The sequence below is a fragment of the Nonomuraea cavernae genome (genome assembly GCF_040655715.1).
GTDB classification, from domain to species: Bacteria; Actinomycetota; Actinomycetes; order Streptosporangiales; family Streptosporangiaceae; genus Nonomuraea; species Nonomuraea cavernae_A.
This window is the reverse complement of the sequence record NZ_JBFAKL010000009.1, coordinates 216831-234446: the sequence shown is the minus strand read 5'-3', so window position 1 is coordinate 234446 and position 17616 is coordinate 216831. Positions and strand designations below refer to the sequence as shown.

The following is a 17616-nucleotide window of genomic DNA, read 5'->3' as shown; positions in this document are numbered from 1 at the left end:
CGGCGGCACACTTTGATCATTCATCGGACCCTCCCTAGGGTGAGGCTCGCCCAAGCTCCCCAGCGAACGGAGTCGACATGACATCCCCCGTACCGGTTACCCGTAGAGGGCTCCTCAAGCTCGGCGCCGGAGTCGCCGCGACCGCCGCACTGGCGAACACCCAGCCCGCGGGCGCCGCCACCGCGGACGGCCGGTTCGAGCTGACCGCCCCCTCGACCTCGCTGATCTGGAAGAAGGCCCTGTACGACGAGACCGTCCTGCAGTCGTTCACGATCGACAACGCCAACGGGCACATCTACACGGTCCAGCTCAAGAACGGCTCCGGCTCGGATGCCGCGGGCAACCTGTGCCTGACCAAGCTCAGCCTGAGTGGCTCGATTCTCGGCCACATGTACCTCATGGGCTTCGGCCACGGCGTCCAGATCGGGGTCGAGCCGTCGGGCTCCTCCGCCTACCTGTGGACGGAGACCGACGGGGTGAGCGACGACGGGAGCGCCCGAGGCTCCAAGCTGGCCAGGTTCAAGTTCGTCAACGGCCAGACGCTGACGTCGACGTCGTCGGCGCTGACCAAGTACGCGCCGGTCGCCGGCGCGAGCAACACCACGTGCACGGTCGACCCCTCGACCAACCGGCTGGTCATGCGTTACCACGACGGGAGCACGTTCCGCTTCGCGGTGTTCTCGCTGGCGGCGGTGAAGTCCGGCAGCACCCAGAAACTGCACGACATCGCCCAGCCGTCCGGCCTGGGCACCTTCCAGGGGTACGCCGCCTACGGCAACTTCGTCTACATTCTGACCGGCAACGCCTACAGCGACGCGAACCCCGCGCCGGGCAACACCTACGTCACCTGCCTCGACCTGCGCTCCGGGCAGCAGGTCCAGCGCGCGCGCAGCGTGGCCGGCAAGTCCCTGGACTACCGCGAGCCGGAGGGCATGGGCATCCAGATCGTCTCCGGCGCCCCACGGCTCTGCCTCGGCCTGGCCTCAGGCCTCGGGGGCGCGCGCAAGGCCAGCATCTTCTACAAGACCCAGCTCGTCTGAGACGACTCCGCGGCTCGCCACAGCGCGGGGCACGGGATAGATGATCCTGGACACCGCGAGCCCCCGCGCCGGTCGTCGGTTCACCAGCCGCCGACGACCTCGATGCCCTCGCGCTCAAGGGCTCGATGCCACACCGGGTCACGCAGCAGCCGCGCCTCCCAGATCCGCACGATGCCGTCCGGTCCGGTGACCGCGTCCTCGCGGGACGGGTGCAGGAACAACTCGCTCGTGCCCTCGGGGAGGGCCGCGAGGCGGCGGAGATAGTCGTCCCGCAGTCGCTCGTAGCCACCGAGCTCGTGCGCGCCGCGCCGGTTGGTCGCGATCGTCCGCGGGATGGACACGCCGAGGGCGTCGGCCAGGGCGACGGCGCCCTCGTGCGCCGCCGCGAGCCGCGGCGGGAGCGGCCCGCCGAAGTACGGCTCGGGGTCACGGGGCAGCCGGAAGGCGAGGCCGTGACGCGCGCACCACTCAAGCGCCTCGGCGAGCCAGGATCGGCCGTGCAGGCCGTAGAGGGTGCCCGCGTGGGAGTCGGCCGCTTCGGGCGCGAAGCCCCGGTCGCGCATCCAGCGCAGCTGCGCGTCCGCCTCCCGGATGACATCCTCGGCCTCACCACGGGCTCCGAGCACGAACGGATCGTCACTGAGTGTTCCGTCCGGATCGACGAGGCTCGCCGCGGCGTCGAGGGGCCGCCAGCGCGGGAGCCCGCGCTCGCTCGTGAGCGTCACGTGCAGCCGCGGCCTGACGCCGAGGGCCCGGACCTGGTTCGCGGCTGGTTCCGCGTCCGGTGAGAGGCAGATGAGCGTCGTCGCGCTGACCTGTCCTTCGGCGAGCAGTGCGACGATGACCTCCGTCGTCCCGGGTTCGCGGCTGAGATCGTCGGCTGTGATCACGACGCGCCGGGTCATCGGGGACGCTCCACGGCCGACTCGTCCACGGGACCGGCGGGCGGCGGCTCGACCGGCTCAGCGGGCTCGGCCGCCGTGGGCGGCGTCTCGACGGGGACCGAGACGAGTCGCGCCGCGATCGCGCCGATCGCCGTCAGGACGAACGGGTACACGCATAAGTACACCCGGAACGCGAGCCCGGGGTCGGCGCCGGGATCGTCGCCCGAGTTGTAGCCGAAGAACACGCCCAGCGAGGTGAGCGCGAGCCCGGTCACGATCCCGTTGAGCCGGCCGAAGAAGCCGAACGCGGACAGGAAGAGCCCTTCGCGGTGCTCCCCGTTGCGTGCCGCGTCGGCGTCGAGCACCCGCGCGACGATGAGGTCGTTCGTCGCGAGCATGCCCGACCAGCCGGCCCCGACGAGCACCCCGGCGGCGATCGCGGTCAGGAGGTCGGTGGCGAAGAACAGGGCCGCGAAACTGACCGCCAGGACGGCGAAGGCGAGCCGCCAGGTCCACAGGGCGCCGCGGCGTGCGACGACGCGCGTCCACACCACGAGGCCGGCCACCGAGACGAGGATGACGATGCCCTGAAGATAGAGCGCGTTCCCGACCGGGAGCCCGAGCGAGTAGCGGACGTACAGCTGGATGCCCGAGAGCACGAGCGCCATCGCCACCCCGTAACAGGCGCCGGTGAGCCCGACCGTCCAGAACATCGGGTTGCGCACGATCGACAACACGCTGGGCAGCAGCCGGGGCCGCTCGCGCGTGGAGTAGCGGGGCCTCTCTCTCGCGCTGAGCGCCATGAACACGATCACGACGAGCGCGATCGCGCCATAGATGATCGCGGTGGTCTGGAAGCCCTGGGTGGATTCCTCGGTGCCGAACACCTGGGTCGTGAGCAGCGGGGTGACCGCGAGCGAGATCACGAGCGCCACGAGCTGGAAGCCCTGGCGCAGGCCGTTGGCCACGGCGCGGTCGCGCTCCCGCGGGTAGAGCTCGGGGAGCAGCGCGCCGTAGTTGGCGTTGAGCATCGAGTCGAACGCCTCGCACAGGATCGCGAACACCGCGAACCACAGCACGAGGCCGATGCCCCGCAAAGAGGCCGGCGCGGAGAAGAACGCGATCATGCAGGCCACGAGCATCGGCGCGCCGACGAGCAGCCACGGCCGGCGCCGCCCGAACCGGGTGCGGGTGCGGTCGGACAGGTGGCCGAGCAGCGGGTTGTCGAGCGCGTCGATGACCGCGTAGATCACCATGACCACGCCATAGGCGCGAACGTCGAGCCCGAGAATGTCGACGTAGAAAAGGATCATCGATCCTTTGATCATGTTGATCGGGATGGAAGTGCCGAACATCCCGATGGCGTAGCGCCACGCGGGAGTCCGCCCCGGGGCGGAGGCCGTACCGGGCTGGGACACGCGATCACCTTTCCGGCCGATGCGGACGCTGTACGGGGCGTTATCTTCGCACTCGAAGGGGAGCAGCGGGTCTCGCGGAGCCGTGCCGCGCCGGACGTCGACCGCCGGTCCGGTTCCGGTGTTGCCGGTCTGCGGTCCCATGCACGTCGAGATCATACCCAGCCACGAAACGGTGATCCCTGACAGCTGACCACGAACGGCCGGTTGACTACGCCGTGCTGACCCGCGCCGGCCGTGACGTCTGAGGCAGTGTGAAACCCTTGGCGAACAACCAGATGGGCAGCACCAGGACTTCGAACAACCCGCCCGGCGCCAGTAAGAGCATGCCCAGTCCCGCGTCCATATCCAGGACACCGAGGAGGTCCAGCGGCACTCCCAGCAGAAGCAGGGCGTAGCCGATGAGTCCGAGGACCGCGATGGGCTGCGGAACTATACCGGAAACGAACAGCAGATAGGTGAACACCAAGCCGCCGATGGCCGTGGGAATGTAGACCCACAACATCGTGTTGGGGACGGCTTGCAGCTGAGTCAGCAGGTAGATGCCGCAGATGGCGGAGACCGCGAACTCGGCAACCCTCATGATGGGGTACCAAAGGGCCAGCTTCCGATTGAAGCTCCGTAGGACTCGGTACATGAGCAGTCCGATTCCTACCACGGCCAGGCCTGAACACATCATGAGCGCTACGCCGGACGTCAGCGCCGTTTTGTCGGGGTTGCCGTCTATGAACGTTTGAGTGAGTGTGGTGCCGATCATTGCCGAGACCATCTGGAAGATGAACAAGGCTCCTACCGTGACCGCGATCTTCCGGGGTGTCATGACTGGGCTGCCCTTTCTCGGTCTGGTGCGACATGCACTTCGGAGCCGGTGATGTCGCTGACCGTCCTGGCCGCGTCCTCGGCCAGCGCCCGTCTCGGGCGTTGTCGATGCGGCGGTTTGCGGAGTCAACGTGCGATGTCGGCTCCCTCGCAGCCGGCGGTGCAGCCGTTGTAGATGCTCCAGACGACGGCCATGAATGCCAGGTAGGCCGCGATGGCGCCGAGCATGCACAACACCATGAGGGGTGGAATCCAGCCGAGCCAGATGCAAGCGGCCAAGCCGGCGATCCACATGGCGGTGGCGGCCGCCATGAACAGGATGAGCAGCGCCAGGCACATCGCCCGGCAGGTCTGGGGTGACTCCTCTCCTGCGCCGGCGGGTCCGGGGGACACGAGCCGTTCCACCGTACTGATCAACACGGGGTCGCGCTTGACGGCCTCGGTCAGCGCGTCCAGCCTCTTGCGCTCGTTCATGGATCGCAGTTCGGGGAATGCCGTGACGAACTCCCTGGCCGCGTCCTGAGCCCTCAGCGTCAAAGCCCGGGCGTCGGTGTCGGTGATGCCGACGAGCGCGCCGAGATCCGCGAACAGCCCTTCCCTGTTCGACTCCGTGTTGCGCCTCGCCTCGGCGCGCAGCGCGTTGGCCTTGTCCACGTACGCGCGCCGCCGCTCATCGTCCAGGTCCTTGACGATGCTCGCCTGGGCGGCGAGCAGGTCCATACCGGCGGCCACGATCTGCTGGAATGCCGGATTCTGCGACATGCGATGTGCGGTGTCCTCGGCCACAACTCCTCCAGGGGTTATCCGGGATCACACCCTCCGGGAAGGGCGCAGTGACCTAACCCTGCGGCGGGTTCGTCGTAGCGGAAATCGCCAATAGCAGCCACGTTCATCACCGGCGCTGATTAACCACCCGCATGCCTGCGCGTGCTGACCGGGTTCGGGACCTGACCGCGTCCGGCGGGCTGACCTGGTCCGGCGGCCCGTTCTCTCGGCGTTACGTCAGCGCGGCCGAGGGGCGGTCGCTGATCAGCTCCGGCGATGGGTTCTGCTCAGAATGCCCATATCCGTCTCCGGATGGGGCACGTTTACTGGCGGTGCCCGGTCACCTTTCTTCGGGCGGGGTGCGCCGGCGATATGGGACGGAGAGGGTCGTGTCGACCGAGACCGTGATGTGGGTGGTCGTCATCGTCGGGGTGACGGTGCCGGCCGTCGGCTTCTGCTGGGTGCGGAGGCGTCGAGGTCGTCTTCGCGAGCGATTCGGCCCTGAGTACGAGCGCGCTGTTGCCGTCGAGAGTGACCGCAGGGCGGCCGAGCGTGAGGCGCGGGCGAGCCGGACACGATCGGGACGACTCGATGTACGGCCGCTCGCTCCCGAGGCGCGCCGCGGCTATGCCGAGAGGTGGAGGGCGGTCCAGGAGCGTTTCGTGAACGAGCCGGGTCCCGCGGTCAGCGAGGCCGATCTGCTGGTGAGGGCCGTCATGGCCAAGCGCGGCTATCTCACCGAGGACTTCGCGCAGCGGGTGTCCGACCTGTCGGTGAGACACAGCCGCACCCTGGATCACTACCGCCAAGCCCATGAGATCAGCGGGCGCGCCGCGGGCGGTTGGGTGTCGATCCAGGAACTTCGACACGCCATGACGCAGTTCCACGTCCTGTTCGACGACCTCATAGGGACAGACGCTCAGCCTGAGGAGGTTGCCAGCCGCGGACATGATCGATGAGTCCACCACGCGGTCGTGCCATGGCGATCAGGCGCACGTCCTTGTCTGCGCGCGTCGCGGCGCTGAAGTGGACCAGAGTCGCTTCGCAGGTGGTCGACGACGGCGGCGCCTGCAGTCAAAAACCGGCCGTCTGCGCCCAGTTGGTGAGTTCGAGCAGGCGCCGGACTTGCGGGGAGGGCGACCGCAACGTCAGAACGTGGCCGTCAGGCAGGCCGACGGCGGCGGTGAGCAGGCAGCGCAGGCCCCCGACGTCGCAGAACATCAGACCGCTCAGATCGATGCAGAAGCTGGTGTGGCCCGCTATCGAGGCCAGTGTCCGGACCAGGGTGGGAAGGGTGGCGCGATCGAGCTCACCTTCGATACGCAGGCCGGCAAGGTCGGCGAGTGGTGTGATGCGCAGGCGCCGGTCGGCCGCCGTGCTGGGTGTGAAAGCGGCGATCGGGTCCGTAGTGTTCATGGCTGCTCCTGCGGGCGGGGAGTGCGGGCCAGGGCGGCCGCGGGTCCGGGGCGGCCATGGACACGTCGCACTGGGGATCAACGTGAACGGAGCAGTCAGGCGCGGTTGACGCCATCGTCCAGGAGACCCGGCGTGGCGGACAGCGGCAGTCTCCATCGGGCTTATCATCAGCCGCGATTACCGAGCCGACAGCTCTCTCTGACACCGTCTGCGCGTTCATCGATTCCAGTGATAACCGGACCGATAATGGCTCGTTTCCCTGCCGCAGGCCAGGGAGGACACTGGGCCTTCAGGCCGCGTGACCGCGGCGAATGTCCGCCAGGCACGAGGCCATGGCCGATGGGGCGACGGATTCGACAGATCTGCTCCGGGAGCGACGACCGAGCTGAGCGGTGAGAGGGAAGTCTCGATGAGTCTGCGTTGGAAAATCAACAACAAGGTGCGGGCCCTCAAGCTCTGGATCAGGCCGCGCCTCGGCCGCACCACCCCCAGCCAGCGCCCGCCGATCGCGGGCAAGACCGATCGGGTCGTGGGCGATCCGCAGCAGTCCAGCGGGAAGGTCAAGGACGCTCCCCGGGACTGATCCCTCATGCCGGACACCCCAGCCCAGGCCGGGCCGAGCGTTTTGTCCGGTCAGAGCGAACAGGACGCCTTGTGACTCCTCCGCTCCCTGAAGGGAGCGGTTTCTCGCTAGGCCGCTTCCGCAGCCGGGCGAAGGGCAAGCCCTGCCCTGAGGATGTTGATCGCCGCATTGACGTCGGCGTGCGCATGGTGGCCGCACGCCGTGCATCGGAACTCGGCTTGGGTGGCGCGGTTCTCCTTCGCGCGGTGCCCGCATCGGGCGCATGTTCGCGATGCGCAGGTCCTCGTACACGATCACGTCGCATGCGCGCACGAGTGCGAGCGCGGCCTTGTGAGCGCCGTCAAGGCGCTGCCGCCGTACCTTGCCGTGCAGTGCGGCGACACGCGCCACAGCCCCCCGCTCAGCAACGAAACCACGCTATCGGCACTAACCCGGAAGGAAACCCTTGATGCGCAGACCAGACAACTCACTGCACGCTCAGGCCTTGGCGGCCCTCCCGCTCCTGATTCCCGCGTCGCCTAAAGGCGACGGTCCCCTCCGGAGTGCTTGATGAAGCCCGTCAAGCCGAATGAGGCCGGCGAGCAACCCGACCATGCGGCCAACGCGCAGTGGCTCAAGGACAACCCGGCCGCCATGCCGCAGAGGAGCGCCGGGCGCTGGGCTGTGTACGACCGTGCCGGCCACCTGCGCGGCCACCTCGCCGGCGACGGCCCGACTCGCGACACCCGCTTCAAGGCGATCATCTCGGCGAACGACTGGACGCCTCCGGGCGACGCGCCGGTCGGCTACGGCATCACCTTGCACGATGCCGGGGCGCACCTCCTCGACACCGGCGTGTTGGAAGGCAGCCTCGATGAGGGCGCGGGTGACTGAGCGGGCTCTGCGGAGAGTGGGTAAAGATCGAAGCGCTCCCCACGACTGAAATATCGACGCCGAGTTGGTCGGCCAGGCGGCGTCGGAGCCGTTCGTAGTGGACCAAGGCCTCGGCCGGCCGGCCGCAGCGACCGAGCAGGCGTACGTGTAAGGACTCGCGCAGCGGATGGCGCCGTGCCAGATCGGCCACCCACGCGAGCACGTCGCAGCCATGCTCGTCGGCCACGACGAGGTCGATCCGTCGCTCGACCGCGCTGAGATGCAGCTCTTGCAGGTACGCCGACACCGGAGCCGGGGCCTGGACCCGCGAGTCCCGGGAGAGCATCTCGCCGGGGAGATTGTCCGATCCCCGACGAGGTCGTCACGCTGACACCACCGTCAGCGTCCGCGAGTTATCGGAGACCTTCCGAAAACCGCCTCAGTAGTCGGCATGCGACATGGGGGCATTTCGCCAGCCCGGTTCCGTCCCGGCGAGCCCACCTCCGTCGTGTTCGGCCAGTGCTATCTGCCACTTACGGACCGGGTAGCCGATGACGCGGTCGTAGCACGACGGGTCGCCCGCGCCGTTCGCGTCGTAGTAGAGGATCGGGACGGCGGCGCCGCTTGGATCGACGTGGATCGCCGGGCTCCAGTCGTTCACGGCCGCGTCACCGCGCCGGCGACGCTCCCCGCGGCGAACCACGAACGACCCGCGACAGTCGCCGAATCCGGCGCCTACCATCCGGTGAATGTCCGATTGACGGGTTCACCTCCGACGTCTCATCTGGAAGACGTCGACACAGGAGGCACTGCGGTGAAATACATGCTCCTCACCTATGGTTCGCAGCGGGACTATGACGCGTTGGCGGGTGCGGACACCGGCCGGCCGGGCCGCGGAGCCTGGGGGTTCGGGCCCGCGAGCACGCGGACGCGCGGTCACCGGATCGGAGCCTGCCCGGTCATCCCCGTGCCGCTTCGGAGCGCGGCGAGCCGGTGATCTTCGCGGTCCGCGAGCGCCCGGGAAGCGGGAGCGTGGCCTCCACCTGTGTTCCCGGCCCGGCGCCGGCGCCGGTCGCGGGGGCCGGGGTGATCAGGCAGGTGCCGCCCAGCTCGGCGGCGCGCTCGCGCATCGAGGCGAAGCCGACGCCGGAGCGGCGGTGGCGGGGCAGCCCCTTGCCGTCGTCACGCACCCGCACGACCAGCGCGTCCTCGGAGCAGGCCAGCGTGACGGTGGTGCGGGTGGCGTCGGCGTGCTTGCGCACGTTGGTCAGCGCCTCCTGCGCGATCCGGTACGCCGCCACCTCCACTGCCGCAGGCAGGTCGCGGGTCTCGCCCTCCATCTCGACCTGGACGGGCGGTCCCGGCTTCTCGGCGAGCGCGCGCACCGCCCCCAGCAGGCCGAGGTCGTCCAGGCTGGGCGGCCGCAGGCCGTAGACCAGCTCGCGGACCTCCTGGCTGACCGTGTCCATGCTGCCGCGCAGGTCCCTCAGCATCCGGTCGGCCGCGGACGGCACCTCCCGCAGGCGCAGCTGGGCCATGGTCAGCGACATCGACATGTTGGTGAGCGCCTGGCCGAGGCCGTCATGCAGGTCGCGGCGGAGCCTGCGCCGCTCCTCCTCACGCGCGTTCAGGATGCGCTCCCGGGAACGCTGCAGGTCGGCCGTCATCAGCACGGCGTGCGCGACGTCCGCGACGTGCAGGGTCGCCGTCCTGATCAGCCGTTCGGTGTAGGCGGCGGAGAAGCGGCGCGGTCCGGGCGGCCCGATCAGCATCCGGCCGACCGGCTCGCCGTGCCACACCAGTGGCACGACGCGCGGGTCCGAACCGACCTGGCCCAGCTCCACCCGCATGCCCCCCGGGCCGGCCTCGACGACCACGCCGGTCACGCCCAGGCCGTCGTGCACCACCGCCGTGACGGCGGCCAGCGCGTTGACCGGCTCGGTCTCGCCGGCCTCGCGCGCCAGCCTCCTGGCCAGTTCCTCGGGCCGGCCGTGCTCGCCGTACAGCATCACGTCGGTGAGGCGGCCCAGGCGGGTGCGCAGCGGCTGGAAGAACGCGCCCGCCACCAGCGCGGCGGCCAGCCCCGCCACCTGGTCGTAGCCCGACACCAGCAGCGCGGCCAGGGCCCCGGTGCCGAAGTACACCGCGCCGACCGCGGCGATCAGGCCGGCCGCGATGACGGTCCGGCTGATGACGGTGTCGATGCCGTACAGGCGGTACTGCAGCACCGCGAACGCGATCGCCACCGAGATCAGCGCGGTCCAGATCGTCGCCGGCAGCCAGTAGTCCTCGCCGAGCAGCACGAACAGCGTGTAGACGACGAACGCGCTCAGCGGCCAGGCGATCTGCCTGCGCGCCGTCGAGGACGCGTGCCGCAGGCGTACCAGCAGAGAGATCACGGCCAGCACCACACAGGCGTTGATCAGCACGACCAGTGAGCTCGTCAACGCCGGGTGATAGGGAGCCAGGGCCTCGATCGCCAGGGGATTCGGGATGACCTCGGGCCAGCGGTAGGTGCTCGCGGGCGGAGTCGGCCGCACGGTGTTGCGCACGCCCTCGATGAGGGTCGCCGCCACACCGGTGATCGCCACCGGCAGCCAGCGGCGCGAGGGCAGGCGATCGTCCGGTGAGAGCAGCGGTATGAGGATCCCCAGCGCGCAGGCCCCGGCCGTCCAGCCCGCGATCGCCAGGATGCGCAGCCATCCCGCGCTCTCCAGGTCACCGGCCGCCGCCTGCGTGAACTGCAGCCCGGTCATCATCACGTTGACCGCGCAGCCGAGGCCGCCGGCGCACATCAGCCAGGCCAGCTTCAGGCGCGGACGGTACGCGATCAGGAACGCGCCGATCAGGGGGAACGTCAGGCCCGCGCCGTGGTCGGGCGCCATGGGCGGCCACGGCGCCCACGCGTCCGGCAGGGAGAACTGGATCGCGGTGCCGGCCACGGTCAGCGACACCGACAACACGGCCAGCACCGCGGACACCCCTCGCGCCCACGTCACCCACCGGGCGTCCGGGTGGCCCACACCCGGCTCACCGCCCCCACGCGGCTCACCGCCCCCGCCCGGCTCACCGCCCCCGCCCGGCTCGCCGCCCCCGGCTCCGGTCATCAGCGGATCGTCGCGGACGGTGTCGAGCCTGCCCACGACCTGGGCGTCATCGTGGTCGTCTGCCGCGCTGGTCACGCTCGCGGCGGACGTTCGGTCTCCTGCCCTTGATCGTGCTTCGCCGGAGGGCGTCGATCACCTCGTTGGCGGCGTGCGCCGGCACCTCCACGAGCGAGAACCGGTCGGCGATCTCGATCGCGCCGATGTCGCGTCCGCTCAGGCTCGACTCGCCGGCTATCGCGCCGACCAGGTCCTGGGGCCTGATGCCCGCGCTGCGGCCCAGGCTGAAGAAGAGGCGTGCCATTCCACCCGCCGGGGGGCGGCCGTATCGCTCGCCGTCCGAGGCGCCCTCCCGCTGCCCACGCCGCTTCTCCACGGGCCGCGCGGCGATCTCCGGAATCTCCTGCTCGTCGAGCGTGGCGCCACTGGACTCGTGCGCCAGCTTGACGGCGGCGAGCGCCACCTCCATGAGGTCGAACTCGTCGGCGAGCGACTCGACCACGGCGCGGAAGGGCTCCAGGTCGTCCTGCAGGAGGCATTCCTCCAGCGCGGCCCGGGTCAGCTCCATCCGGCGCGCCTGGAGGTCGGCGACGGTCGGCAGCCTCTCCACCGGGATCCGCTGTTTGGTCACCCGCTCGATCGCCTTGAGCATGCGGTGCTCGCGTGGCTCCACCAGGGTCAGCGCCACCCCTTCGCGGCCGGCGCGGCCCACCCGGCCGATGCGGTGGACGTACGCCTCGGGCGCGGACGGGACGTTGTAGTTGACGACGTGGGTGAGTTGTTCGACGTCGAGGCCACGCGCGGCCACGTCGGTCGCGATGAGCAGGTCGGCGGTCCCGGCCCGCAGGCGGGACATCACCCGGTCGCGCTGCTCCTGCTCCATCCCGCCGTGCAGGGCCTCGGCGCGGTGGCCGCGGCCGTTCATGGTCTCCGTGAGCTGGTCGACCTCCTCACGGGTGCGGCAGAAGATGATCGCGGCCGTCGGCGCCTCGATGTCGAGGAGGCGGCCGAGCGCCGCGGGTTTGTGCGCCCTGGCGACCAGGTAGGCGCTCTGCTCCACCAGCGGAGTCGTCTGACGGCCCTCCGCCGTGGTGTGCCCCATCTCTATCCGTACCGGGTCGCGCAGGTGACGGCGGGCGATGCCGTCGATGCGCGGCGGAAGCGTCGCGGAGAACAGCACGGTCTGGCGGTTTTCGGGGGTCGCCGCGAGGATCGCCTCGATGTCGTCGGCGAACCCCATGTCGAGCATCTCGTCCGCCTCGTCCAGCACGACCGTGCGCAGCCCCTCCAGGTCGAGCGTGCCCCGGCCGATGTGGTCGAGGGCCCGGCCCGGTGTCGCGACCACGACGTCCACTCCGCGGTGGAGCGCCTGCAACTGCCGCCCGATGGGCGCTCCGCCGTAGATCGGCAGGACGCGGGCGCCCAGCACGCGGCCATACCGATGGAACGCCTCCGAGACCTGTATGGCCAGCTCGCGCGTGGGCACGAGCACCAGCGTCACCGGCCCGGCGCCATCGCCGGGGCGGGGCATGCGCTGGAGCGTGGGCAACGCGAACGCCGCGGTCTTCCCCGTGCCCGTCGCCGCCTGGCCGAGCAGATCACGACCCTCCACCAACGGGGGGATCGCCTCCCACTGGATCGGGGTGGGCTCTTCGTACCCCAGGGTGGACAGGACGTCCAGGAGCTCGGCTCGGAGCCCCAGATCGGCGAAGGTGCCCTCGCCACCGGTCGCGTTCATGCTCATCTCCGACTCCTCACGAACTACCACATCCACGTCGACACCCCCGCTGCCGGTCAGCTCCCGGGAAGGGCTTCGACCCTCCTCTGCCTCCTGCGCACGCCGTCCGGCGAGAGGCCGGCGCGGGAGGCATCAGGGTGCGGACCCACCCCCGCGGAACACGGCGGGCGTGACCCTCAAGTCGCCTTCGATATTACGGCGATTTCGCAGGACACCGCCCCACACACCCTGAGTGACGATCAACGACTCAGGGTAAAGGGTCGATCGACGGTCCCCCCGATCATGGAGTGCGCATGGAACGAACGGTCCTCGCCGCGGTCGCGGAACGCCCCGACGCCGACACGGCTCTCGCCGAGCAGATCCGCCGCGTCAGCGCGGCGATGGACGACCTCGGCGTCCAGTTGCGCTGGACGCACCGCACCGAGGACGCGCTGGCGGTGGTCGGCTCGGACGCCTCGCTGGCGGGCATGCTGGCCGACTGGGACACGCCCGGCGCCGCTCAGGTGCTGAGGGCGGTCACCCAGCGCTTCCGCGGCCTGCCGGTCTTCCTCATGACCGCCGAGCAGGAGCTCCCCCTGTGGGTGTACGAGGTCATCCAGGGCTACGTGTTCCCGCTTGAGGACACCCCTGACTTCATCGCCGGCCGCATCGCGCACGCCACCGAGGAGTACACCGAGCGGATCCTCCCGCCGTTCTTCCGCGCGCTGCGCAAGCTGCAGGACCACCACCAGTACTCCTGGCACACCCCGGCGCACGCCGGCGGCGTCGCCTTCCTGAAGTCGCCGGTCGGGCGGGCGTTCTTCGACTTCTACGGCGAGCGCCTGCTGCGCACCGACCTGTCCATCTCCGTCCCCGAGCTCGGCTCGCCACTGGACCACACCGGCCCCATCGGCGACGCCGAACGCAACGCCGCCCGCGTCTTCGGCGCCGACCGCACCTTCTTCGTGATGAACGGCAACGCCACCGCCAACCGCATCGTCGGCCACCACGCCATCGCCCGCGACGAGACCGCACTGGTCGATCGCAACTGCCACAAGTCGCTCCAGCACGCGCTGACCATCAGCGGCGCACGCCCCGTCTACCTGGTGCCCGAACGCAACGGCCTCGGCCTGGCCGGCCCCATCCCGCCCGCCGCGCTGCGGGCCGGCACCCTGCGTGCCCGGCTGTCCGGCCACCCCCTCGCGGAAGGCGACCCGGCCTACGCCGTGATCACCAACTCCACCTACGACGGGCTCTGCTACGACGCCGTACAGGTCGCCGAGCTGCTGAGCGAGAGTGTCCCCCGGGTGCACTTCGACGAGGCGTGGTTCGCCTACGCCCGCTTCAACCCGCTCTACGCCCGCCGCTACGGCATGGCCGTGGACGAGCGGACACTGCCGGGGCCGGGCCGTCCCACCGTGTTCGCCACCCAGTCCACGCACAAGCTCCTGGCGGCCCTGTCGCAGTCGGCGATGCTGCACGTCCGGTCCGCCGGACGCGCCCCGGTGGACTACGAGCGGCTCAACGAGACCTACCTGATGCACTGCTCCACCTCGCCGCTCTACCCGATGATCGCCTCGCTGGACGTCGCGGCGGGGATGATGGACGGCCCGTCCGGGGCTTACCTGACGGGCGAGGCGGTCCTTGAGGCGGTCCGGTTCCGCCAGGCCATGGTCCGGCTGGCCGCCCGCATCCGGGAGGACGGGCGGCGTCCCGACTGGTACTTCGGCGTCTGGCAGCCCCCGCAGGTCACCGACCCCGGCACCGGCCTGCCCATCCCGTTCGCCGACGCCGATCCCGTGCTGCTGAGCACCGATCCGGCGTGCTGGACCCTGGAGCCCGGCGCCGCCTGGCACGGCTTCCAGGGGCTGACCGACGGCTACTGCCTGCTCGACCCCGTCAAGGTGACGATCACCTGCCCCGGCGCCGACGCCGCCGAGGGCACACTCGACTGGGGCATCCCCGCCCGGATCGTGGCCACCTACCTGCGGGGGCGTGGCATCGTCGTGGAGAAGACCGGCGACCACACGCTGCTGGTGCTGTTCTCCATGGGCATCACCAAGGGCAAGTGGGGCACGCTGATCGACGCGCTCACCGACTTCAAACGTGCCTACGACGACGACCTGCCCCTGGCCGAGGTGCTGCCGGGCTTCGGTCCGCCGGCGACCACGCTGCGCCGCTTCTGCACCGACGTGCACGACCGGCTCCGTGCCCTCGGGCTCGGCGCGCTCCTCGACCAGATCTTCACCACCCTGCCCGAACCCGTCCGCACCCCGGCCGACAGCTACCAGGCCCTGATCCGCTCGCGCACGGAACGCGTCCCTCTGGCCGACCTGCCCGGCCGCGTCTCCGCCGCCACCGTGGTCGTCACCCCGCCGGGGATCCCGATGCTGATCCCCGGTGAGGCGACGGGGCCCGCCGACGGCCCGCTGATGACGTTCCTGCACGCCCTGGAGGACTTCGACCGCTCGTTCCCCGACCTGGCCACCGACATCCACGGCGCGCACCGCGACGAGGGCGGCCGCTACCACGTCGAAGTCGAACGCTGAAGCCGAACGCCGAGGCCGAACGCTCGGATGTTGGTCATGGTCGAACACCGGCTGATGGCCGCGGCAGGTCGTGGCCGGTGAATCCCAGCTCGCGCGGTTTGAGGAAGCGGCGGCGTTCGGTGGCGTAGAAGGTTCCGGCGAGCCCGATGACGAGCCAGAGCGCGAGATGCGCCAGGCCGCCGGGCAGGCCCGCGTGCGCGCCACCGGCGATGGCGCGCAGGGCGGAGATCGCCCCGTGTGTGGGGAGCGACGAGGCCACCGAGGCCAGGGGGCCGGTCGACTGTTTGATCTCGGTCGCGGCGCTTTTGGCGCGGGCCTTCATGCCGTCGATGTCGCCGGCGATCGAGCTGAGGCGGTTCGAGGGAGCACTGGGCGCCGCCCTGGCGGCGGCCAAGGTGCCGTCGGACTCCCCCGAGCAGGCGCTGGCCCGCCAGACCATCGAGCTGTGGCGCGTCGGCGACTCCTGATCGGAGCGGGGGTCCCTTCCGACGGCGCGCGCGGCACCGTGGCCCATCTGCCCCCCGGCAAGAATGAGCACGTACGGGAGAGCACCACGAGGCGAGAGGGCGGCGCCGGCGCCCGCGTCACCAGTCGCGGCCGGCGACCAGCTTCTCCGCGTCCGCCTCCGCGAACCCGTACGCCGAGGCCACGAACCAGAAGTCCTCGGCGATCACCTCTCGCGCGACGGTCTCGATCTCACTGCCGGCCGCCTCGAACTCCGCCTCCAGGGCGTTGAACTCCTCCGTCGCGGTCCGCGTGAGCGCGTAGAGTGCCGCGAGCTCCGCCGGCCGCTCGGCCTCGATCCGCCCGCACAGCCTCAGCAGGATCGCCTTCGCCTGGTCGAGGACGTGATCCGGGTAGTAGTCGTCTGCGTACAGGTCCTTGAGAAACGCGTGCTTGGCCACCTGCTGGTTCGTGAGCGACATCTCGATCTCCCGTTCTGCGCGTACGGCTGAATCTCGATGCTGCACCACACCACCGCCCCGACGCCCACCGGCCGGTTCCGCGTTCACGCGCACCAGCCGTTGTCGCGCTTCGGGCCCTCCGGGCCTTCTGTAGTGGAACAGGTTCTATTACGCTCCTCGCATGCGGTTCACCTATGCCGAGGCCATGACCGATCCGTCGTTCCATCTCCCGCTGGCCAAGGCCGCCGAGGCGGCGGGCTACGCGAGCATCAGCGTCGCGGACTCCCTCGTGTATCCGGAGGAGTCCGACGCGAGCTATCCGTACACCGCGGACGGCGACCGGGCCTTCCTTGAGGACAAGAGCTTCATCGAGACGTTCGTCCTGGTCGCCGCCATGGGCGCGGTGACGTCGACGATCCGGTTCACGCCGTTCGTGCTCAAGCTGCCGGTCCGCCCGCCGGTGCTGGTCGCCAAGCAGGCGAGCTCGATCGCCTGTCTCACCGGCAACCGGCTCGGCCTCGGCGTGGGGCTCAGCCCGTGGCCCGAGGACTTCGCGGTCATGGGGGTGCCGTGGGCGCGGCGGGGAAAGCGGATGGACGAGGCCATCGAGGTGTTCCGCGGCCTGACGAGCGGCGGCTACTTCGAGTATCACGGCGAGTTCTACGACCTGCCGCCGGTGAAGATGTCACCGGCGCCCAGCGAGCCGATCCCCGTCCTGGTCGGCGGGCACAGCGACGCGGCGCTGCGCCGGGCCGCCCGCCTCGGTGACGGCTGGATGCACGGCGGAGGCGACCCCGGCGAGCTGGACACGCTGCTCGCCAGGCTGGCCGCCCTGCGCGCCGAGGAGGGCACGGCCGACCGGCCCTTCGAGGTGCACGTGATCTCCTACGACGCCTACACCGTGGACGGGGTGCGGCGGCTGGCCGACAAGGGCGTCACCGATGTGATCGTCGGATTCCGGAACCCGTACATCAAGGGGCCGGACACGGAGCCGCTCAGCAAGAAGATCGAGCACCTGGAGCGGTTCGCCGAGTCGGTGATCTCCAAAGTCACCCCTTAACCGGCGAACAAGAACGGGTTACAGTTTCGATGTGACTGATTCCACCGCCGTCACCTGGGACGCGCCGGACGACGACCACGCCGCGCGCCGGGCGGCCCAGGCGTCCATGGCCGCGGTCGTCGCCGGGCGCAGATCCGACTGGCTGGGCCTGTTCGGTCCGGACGCCCTCCTGGAGGATCCCGTCGGCCCCTCGATGCTCGACCCCGAGGGCAAGGGCCACCGGGGCCACCAGGAGATCGGCACGTTCTGGGACACCAACATCAGCTCGGTGCGCGCGTTCCGCTTCCACGTCAGCGACTCCTTCGCCAACGGGCCGTGCTGCGCCAACGTCGCCGCCATCACCATGACCATGGACGGCGGCACGACCATGACGGTCGACTGCGTGATCGTCTACACGGTCGACGACGCCGGCCTGATCACCTCCATCCGGGCCCACTGGGAGCCCGATCGTGCGATGGCCACCCTGACCGGCCCCGAGCGCCGATAGGCCGCGCACTCTCGGCCGCC

The 17616-nt window shown here is 70.2% G+C and carries 19 protein-coding genes and 1 pseudogene; 8 read left to right on the top strand and 12 right to left on the bottom strand.

Features of this window, described 5'->3' with window-relative positions:
• Positions 1-77: 77 nt before the first annotated feature.
• Positions 78-1040 (top strand): phage baseplate protein, encoded by a 963-nt coding sequence (locus AB0I38_RS16140; protein WP_358467580.1) that lies wholly within the window; start codon positions 78-80, stop codon positions 1038-1040.
• Between the two features lie 80 nt (positions 1041-1120).
• Here the strand turns inward: AB0I38_RS16140 and AB0I38_RS16135 are convergent, their stop codons facing one another.
• The 4 genes from AB0I38_RS16135 to AB0I38_RS16120 form a co-directional block, all read right to left on the bottom strand.
• Positions 1121-1945, bottom strand: coding sequence for a carbohydrate deacetylase (locus AB0I38_RS16135; RefSeq protein ID WP_358467578.1), 825 nt, complete (start codon positions 1943-1945; stop codon positions 1121-1123).
• On the bottom strand, positions 1942-3342 hold the full coding sequence (locus AB0I38_RS16130; protein WP_358467576.1) for an MFS transporter: 1401 nt from the start codon (positions 3340-3342) through the stop codon (positions 1942-1944). The genes AB0I38_RS16135 and AB0I38_RS16130 overlap by 4 nt, the downstream gene beginning before the upstream one ends.
• Before the next feature lie 208 nt (positions 3343-3550).
• The gene (locus AB0I38_RS16125) at positions 3551-4123 is read right to left on the bottom strand and encodes a DUF4386 domain-containing protein (RefSeq protein ID WP_358467574.1); all 573 of its coding nucleotides are present in this window, start codon (positions 4121-4123) and stop codon (positions 3551-3553) included.
• Positions 4124-4284: 161 nt separating this feature from the next.
• A complete protein-coding gene (locus tag AB0I38_RS16120) occupies positions 4285-4920 on the bottom strand; it encodes a hypothetical protein (protein WP_358467572.1) in 636 nt (211 codons plus the stop codon).
• Positions 4921-5312: 392 nt separating this feature from the next.
• Here AB0I38_RS16120 and AB0I38_RS16115 point away from each other — a divergent pair, with 392 nt between their 5' ends.
• Positions 5313-5882: a hypothetical protein gene (locus AB0I38_RS16115; protein ID WP_358467570.1), complete on the top strand. Its 570-nt coding sequence runs from the start codon at positions 5313-5315 to the stop codon at positions 5880-5882.
• 115 nt (positions 5883-5997) lie between these two features.
• On the opposite strand, the gene AB0I38_RS16110 is transcribed toward AB0I38_RS16115, so the two are convergent.
• Positions 5998-6339, bottom strand: a complete 342-nt coding sequence (locus tag AB0I38_RS16110) for an STAS domain-containing protein (protein ID WP_358467568.1) — start codon at positions 6337-6339, stop codon at positions 5998-6000.
• Between the two features lie 409 nt (positions 6340-6748).
• On the opposite strand from AB0I38_RS16110, the gene AB0I38_RS16105 reads away from it, so the two are divergent.
• Positions 6749-6922 carry a hypothetical protein gene (locus AB0I38_RS16105; protein ID WP_358467566.1) on the top strand — a complete coding sequence of 58 codons (174 nt, stop codon included), beginning with the start codon at positions 6749-6751 and terminating at the stop codon, positions 6920-6922.
• Between the two features lie 107 nt (positions 6923-7029).
• On the opposite strand, the pseudogene AB0I38_RS40390 reads toward AB0I38_RS16105, so the two are convergent.
• A pseudogene (locus AB0I38_RS40390) lies at positions 7030-7149 on the bottom strand (zinc ribbon domain-containing protein); the annotation flags it as partial.
• A gap of 322 nt (positions 7150-7471) precedes the next feature.
• Between AB0I38_RS40390 and AB0I38_RS16095 the strand changes: the two are divergent.
• The gene (locus AB0I38_RS16095; RefSeq protein WP_358467564.1) at positions 7472-7795 is read left to right on the top strand and encodes a hypothetical protein; all 324 of its coding nucleotides are present in this window, start codon (positions 7472-7474) and stop codon (positions 7793-7795) included.
• On the opposite strand, the gene AB0I38_RS16090 is transcribed toward AB0I38_RS16095, so the two are convergent.
• The 4 genes from AB0I38_RS16090 to AB0I38_RS16075 all read right to left on the bottom strand — a co-directional run bounded on the left by AB0I38_RS16090 (position 7716) and on the right by AB0I38_RS16075 (position 12622).
• Positions 7716-8120 (bottom strand): AfsR/SARP family transcriptional regulator, encoded by a 405-nt coding sequence (locus AB0I38_RS16090; protein WP_358467562.1) that lies wholly within the window; start codon positions 8118-8120, stop codon positions 7716-7718. The two genes, AB0I38_RS16095 and AB0I38_RS16090, sit on opposite strands and share 80 nt — an antisense overlap.
• Before the next feature lie 93 nt (positions 8121-8213).
• A complete protein-coding gene (locus AB0I38_RS16085) occupies positions 8214-8435 on the bottom strand; it encodes a hypothetical protein (RefSeq protein ID WP_358467560.1) in 222 nt (73 codons plus the stop codon).
• Positions 8436-8733: 298 nt separating this feature from the next.
• Positions 8734-10956 (bottom strand): sensor histidine kinase, encoded by a 2223-nt coding sequence (locus AB0I38_RS16080; RefSeq protein ID WP_358467558.1) that lies wholly within the window; start codon positions 10954-10956, stop codon positions 8734-8736.
• Entirely contained in the window at positions 10928-12622 is a 1695-nt protein-coding gene (locus tag AB0I38_RS16075) for a DEAD/DEAH box helicase (RefSeq protein ID WP_358467556.1), read from the bottom strand. Before AB0I38_RS16075 ends, AB0I38_RS16080 begins: the two co-directional genes overlap by 29 nt.
• A gap of 287 nt (positions 12623-12909) precedes the next feature.
• On the opposite strand from AB0I38_RS16075, the gene AB0I38_RS16070 reads away from it, so the two are divergent.
• A complete protein-coding gene (locus tag AB0I38_RS16070) occupies positions 12910-15144 on the top strand; it encodes an Orn/Lys/Arg decarboxylase N-terminal domain-containing protein (RefSeq protein ID WP_358467554.1) in 2235 nt (744 codons plus the stop codon).
• Positions 15145-15178: 34 nt separating this feature from the next.
• Here AB0I38_RS16070 and AB0I38_RS16065 read toward each other — a convergent pair whose 3' ends face one another.
• Positions 15179-15466 (bottom strand): hypothetical protein, encoded by a 288-nt coding sequence (locus tag AB0I38_RS16065; RefSeq protein WP_358467552.1) that lies wholly within the window; start codon positions 15464-15466, stop codon positions 15179-15181.
• Between the two features lie 7 nt (positions 15467-15473).
• Here AB0I38_RS16065 and AB0I38_RS16060 point away from each other — a divergent pair, with 7 nt between their 5' ends.
• A complete protein-coding gene (locus AB0I38_RS16060) occupies positions 15474-15611 on the top strand; it encodes a hypothetical protein (RefSeq protein ID WP_358467550.1) in 138 nt (45 codons plus the stop codon).
• 117 nt (positions 15612-15728) lie between these two features.
• On the opposite strand, the gene AB0I38_RS16055 is transcribed toward AB0I38_RS16060, so the two are convergent.
• On the bottom strand, positions 15729-16070 hold the full coding sequence (locus AB0I38_RS16055) for a DUF5713 family protein (RefSeq protein ID WP_358467548.1): 342 nt from the start codon (positions 16068-16070) through the stop codon (positions 15729-15731).
• 160 nt (positions 16071-16230) lie between these two features.
• Here AB0I38_RS16055 and AB0I38_RS16050 point away from each other — a divergent pair, with 160 nt between their 5' ends.
• Together AB0I38_RS16050 and AB0I38_RS16045 are read left to right on the top strand one after the other, a co-directional pair.
• Positions 16231-17109 (top strand): TIGR03619 family F420-dependent LLM class oxidoreductase, encoded by an 879-nt coding sequence (locus AB0I38_RS16050; protein ID WP_358467546.1) that lies wholly within the window; start codon positions 16231-16233, stop codon positions 17107-17109.
• 31 nt (positions 17110-17140) lie between these two features.
• Complete coding sequence (locus tag AB0I38_RS16045; protein WP_358467544.1) at positions 17141-17596, top strand: nuclear transport factor 2 family protein; 456 nt, start codon at positions 17141-17143, stop codon at positions 17594-17596.
• The last annotated feature ends 20 nt before the right edge of the window (positions 17597-17616 follow it).

What these genes read in the sequence shown, in the direction of transcription:
- AB0I38_RS16140 (WP_358467580.1), top strand. Translation starts at nt 78, where the DNA reads ATGACATCCCCCGTACCGGTTACCCGTAGAGGGCTCCTCAAGCTCGGC.
- AB0I38_RS16135 (WP_358467578.1), bottom strand. Translation starts at nt 1,945, where the DNA reads ATGACCCGGCGCGTCGTGATCACAGCCGACGATCTCAGCCGCGAACCC.
- AB0I38_RS16120 (WP_358467572.1), bottom strand. Translation starts at nt 4,920, where the DNA reads ATGTCGCAGAATCCGGCATTCCAGCAGATCGTGGCCGCCGGTATGGAC.
- AB0I38_RS16110 (WP_358467568.1), bottom strand. Translation starts at nt 6,339, where the DNA reads ATGAACACTACGGACCCGATCGCCGCTTTCACACCCAGCACGGCGGCC.
- AB0I38_RS16105 (WP_358467566.1), top strand. Translation starts at nt 6,749, where the DNA reads ATGAGTCTGCGTTGGAAAATCAACAACAAGGTGCGGGCCCTCAAGCTC.
- AB0I38_RS16095 (WP_358467564.1), top strand. Translation starts at nt 7,472, where the DNA reads ATGAAGCCCGTCAAGCCGAATGAGGCCGGCGAGCAACCCGACCATGCG.
- AB0I38_RS16090 (WP_358467562.1), bottom strand. Translation starts at nt 8,120, where the DNA reads ATGCTCTCCCGGGACTCGCGGGTCCAGGCCCCGGCTCCGGTGTCGGCG.
- AB0I38_RS16075 (WP_358467556.1), bottom strand. Translation starts at nt 12,622, where the DNA reads ATGAGCATGAACGCGACCGGTGGCGAGGGCACCTTCGCCGATCTGGGG.
- AB0I38_RS16070 (WP_358467554.1), top strand. Translation starts at nt 12,910, where the DNA reads ATGGAACGAACGGTCCTCGCCGCGGTCGCGGAACGCCCCGACGCCGAC.
- AB0I38_RS16065 (WP_358467552.1), bottom strand. Translation starts at nt 15,466, where the DNA reads ATGAAGGCCCGCGCCAAAAGCGCCGCGACCGAGATCAAACAGTCGACC.
- AB0I38_RS16060 (WP_358467550.1), top strand. Translation starts at nt 15,474, where the DNA reads ATGTCGCCGGCGATCGAGCTGAGGCGGTTCGAGGGAGCACTGGGCGCC.
- AB0I38_RS16055 (WP_358467548.1), bottom strand. Translation starts at nt 16,070, where the DNA reads ATGTCGCTCACGAACCAGCAGGTGGCCAAGCACGCGTTTCTCAAGGAC.
- AB0I38_RS16050 (WP_358467546.1), top strand. Translation starts at nt 16,231, where the DNA reads ATGCGGTTCACCTATGCCGAGGCCATGACCGATCCGTCGTTCCATCTC.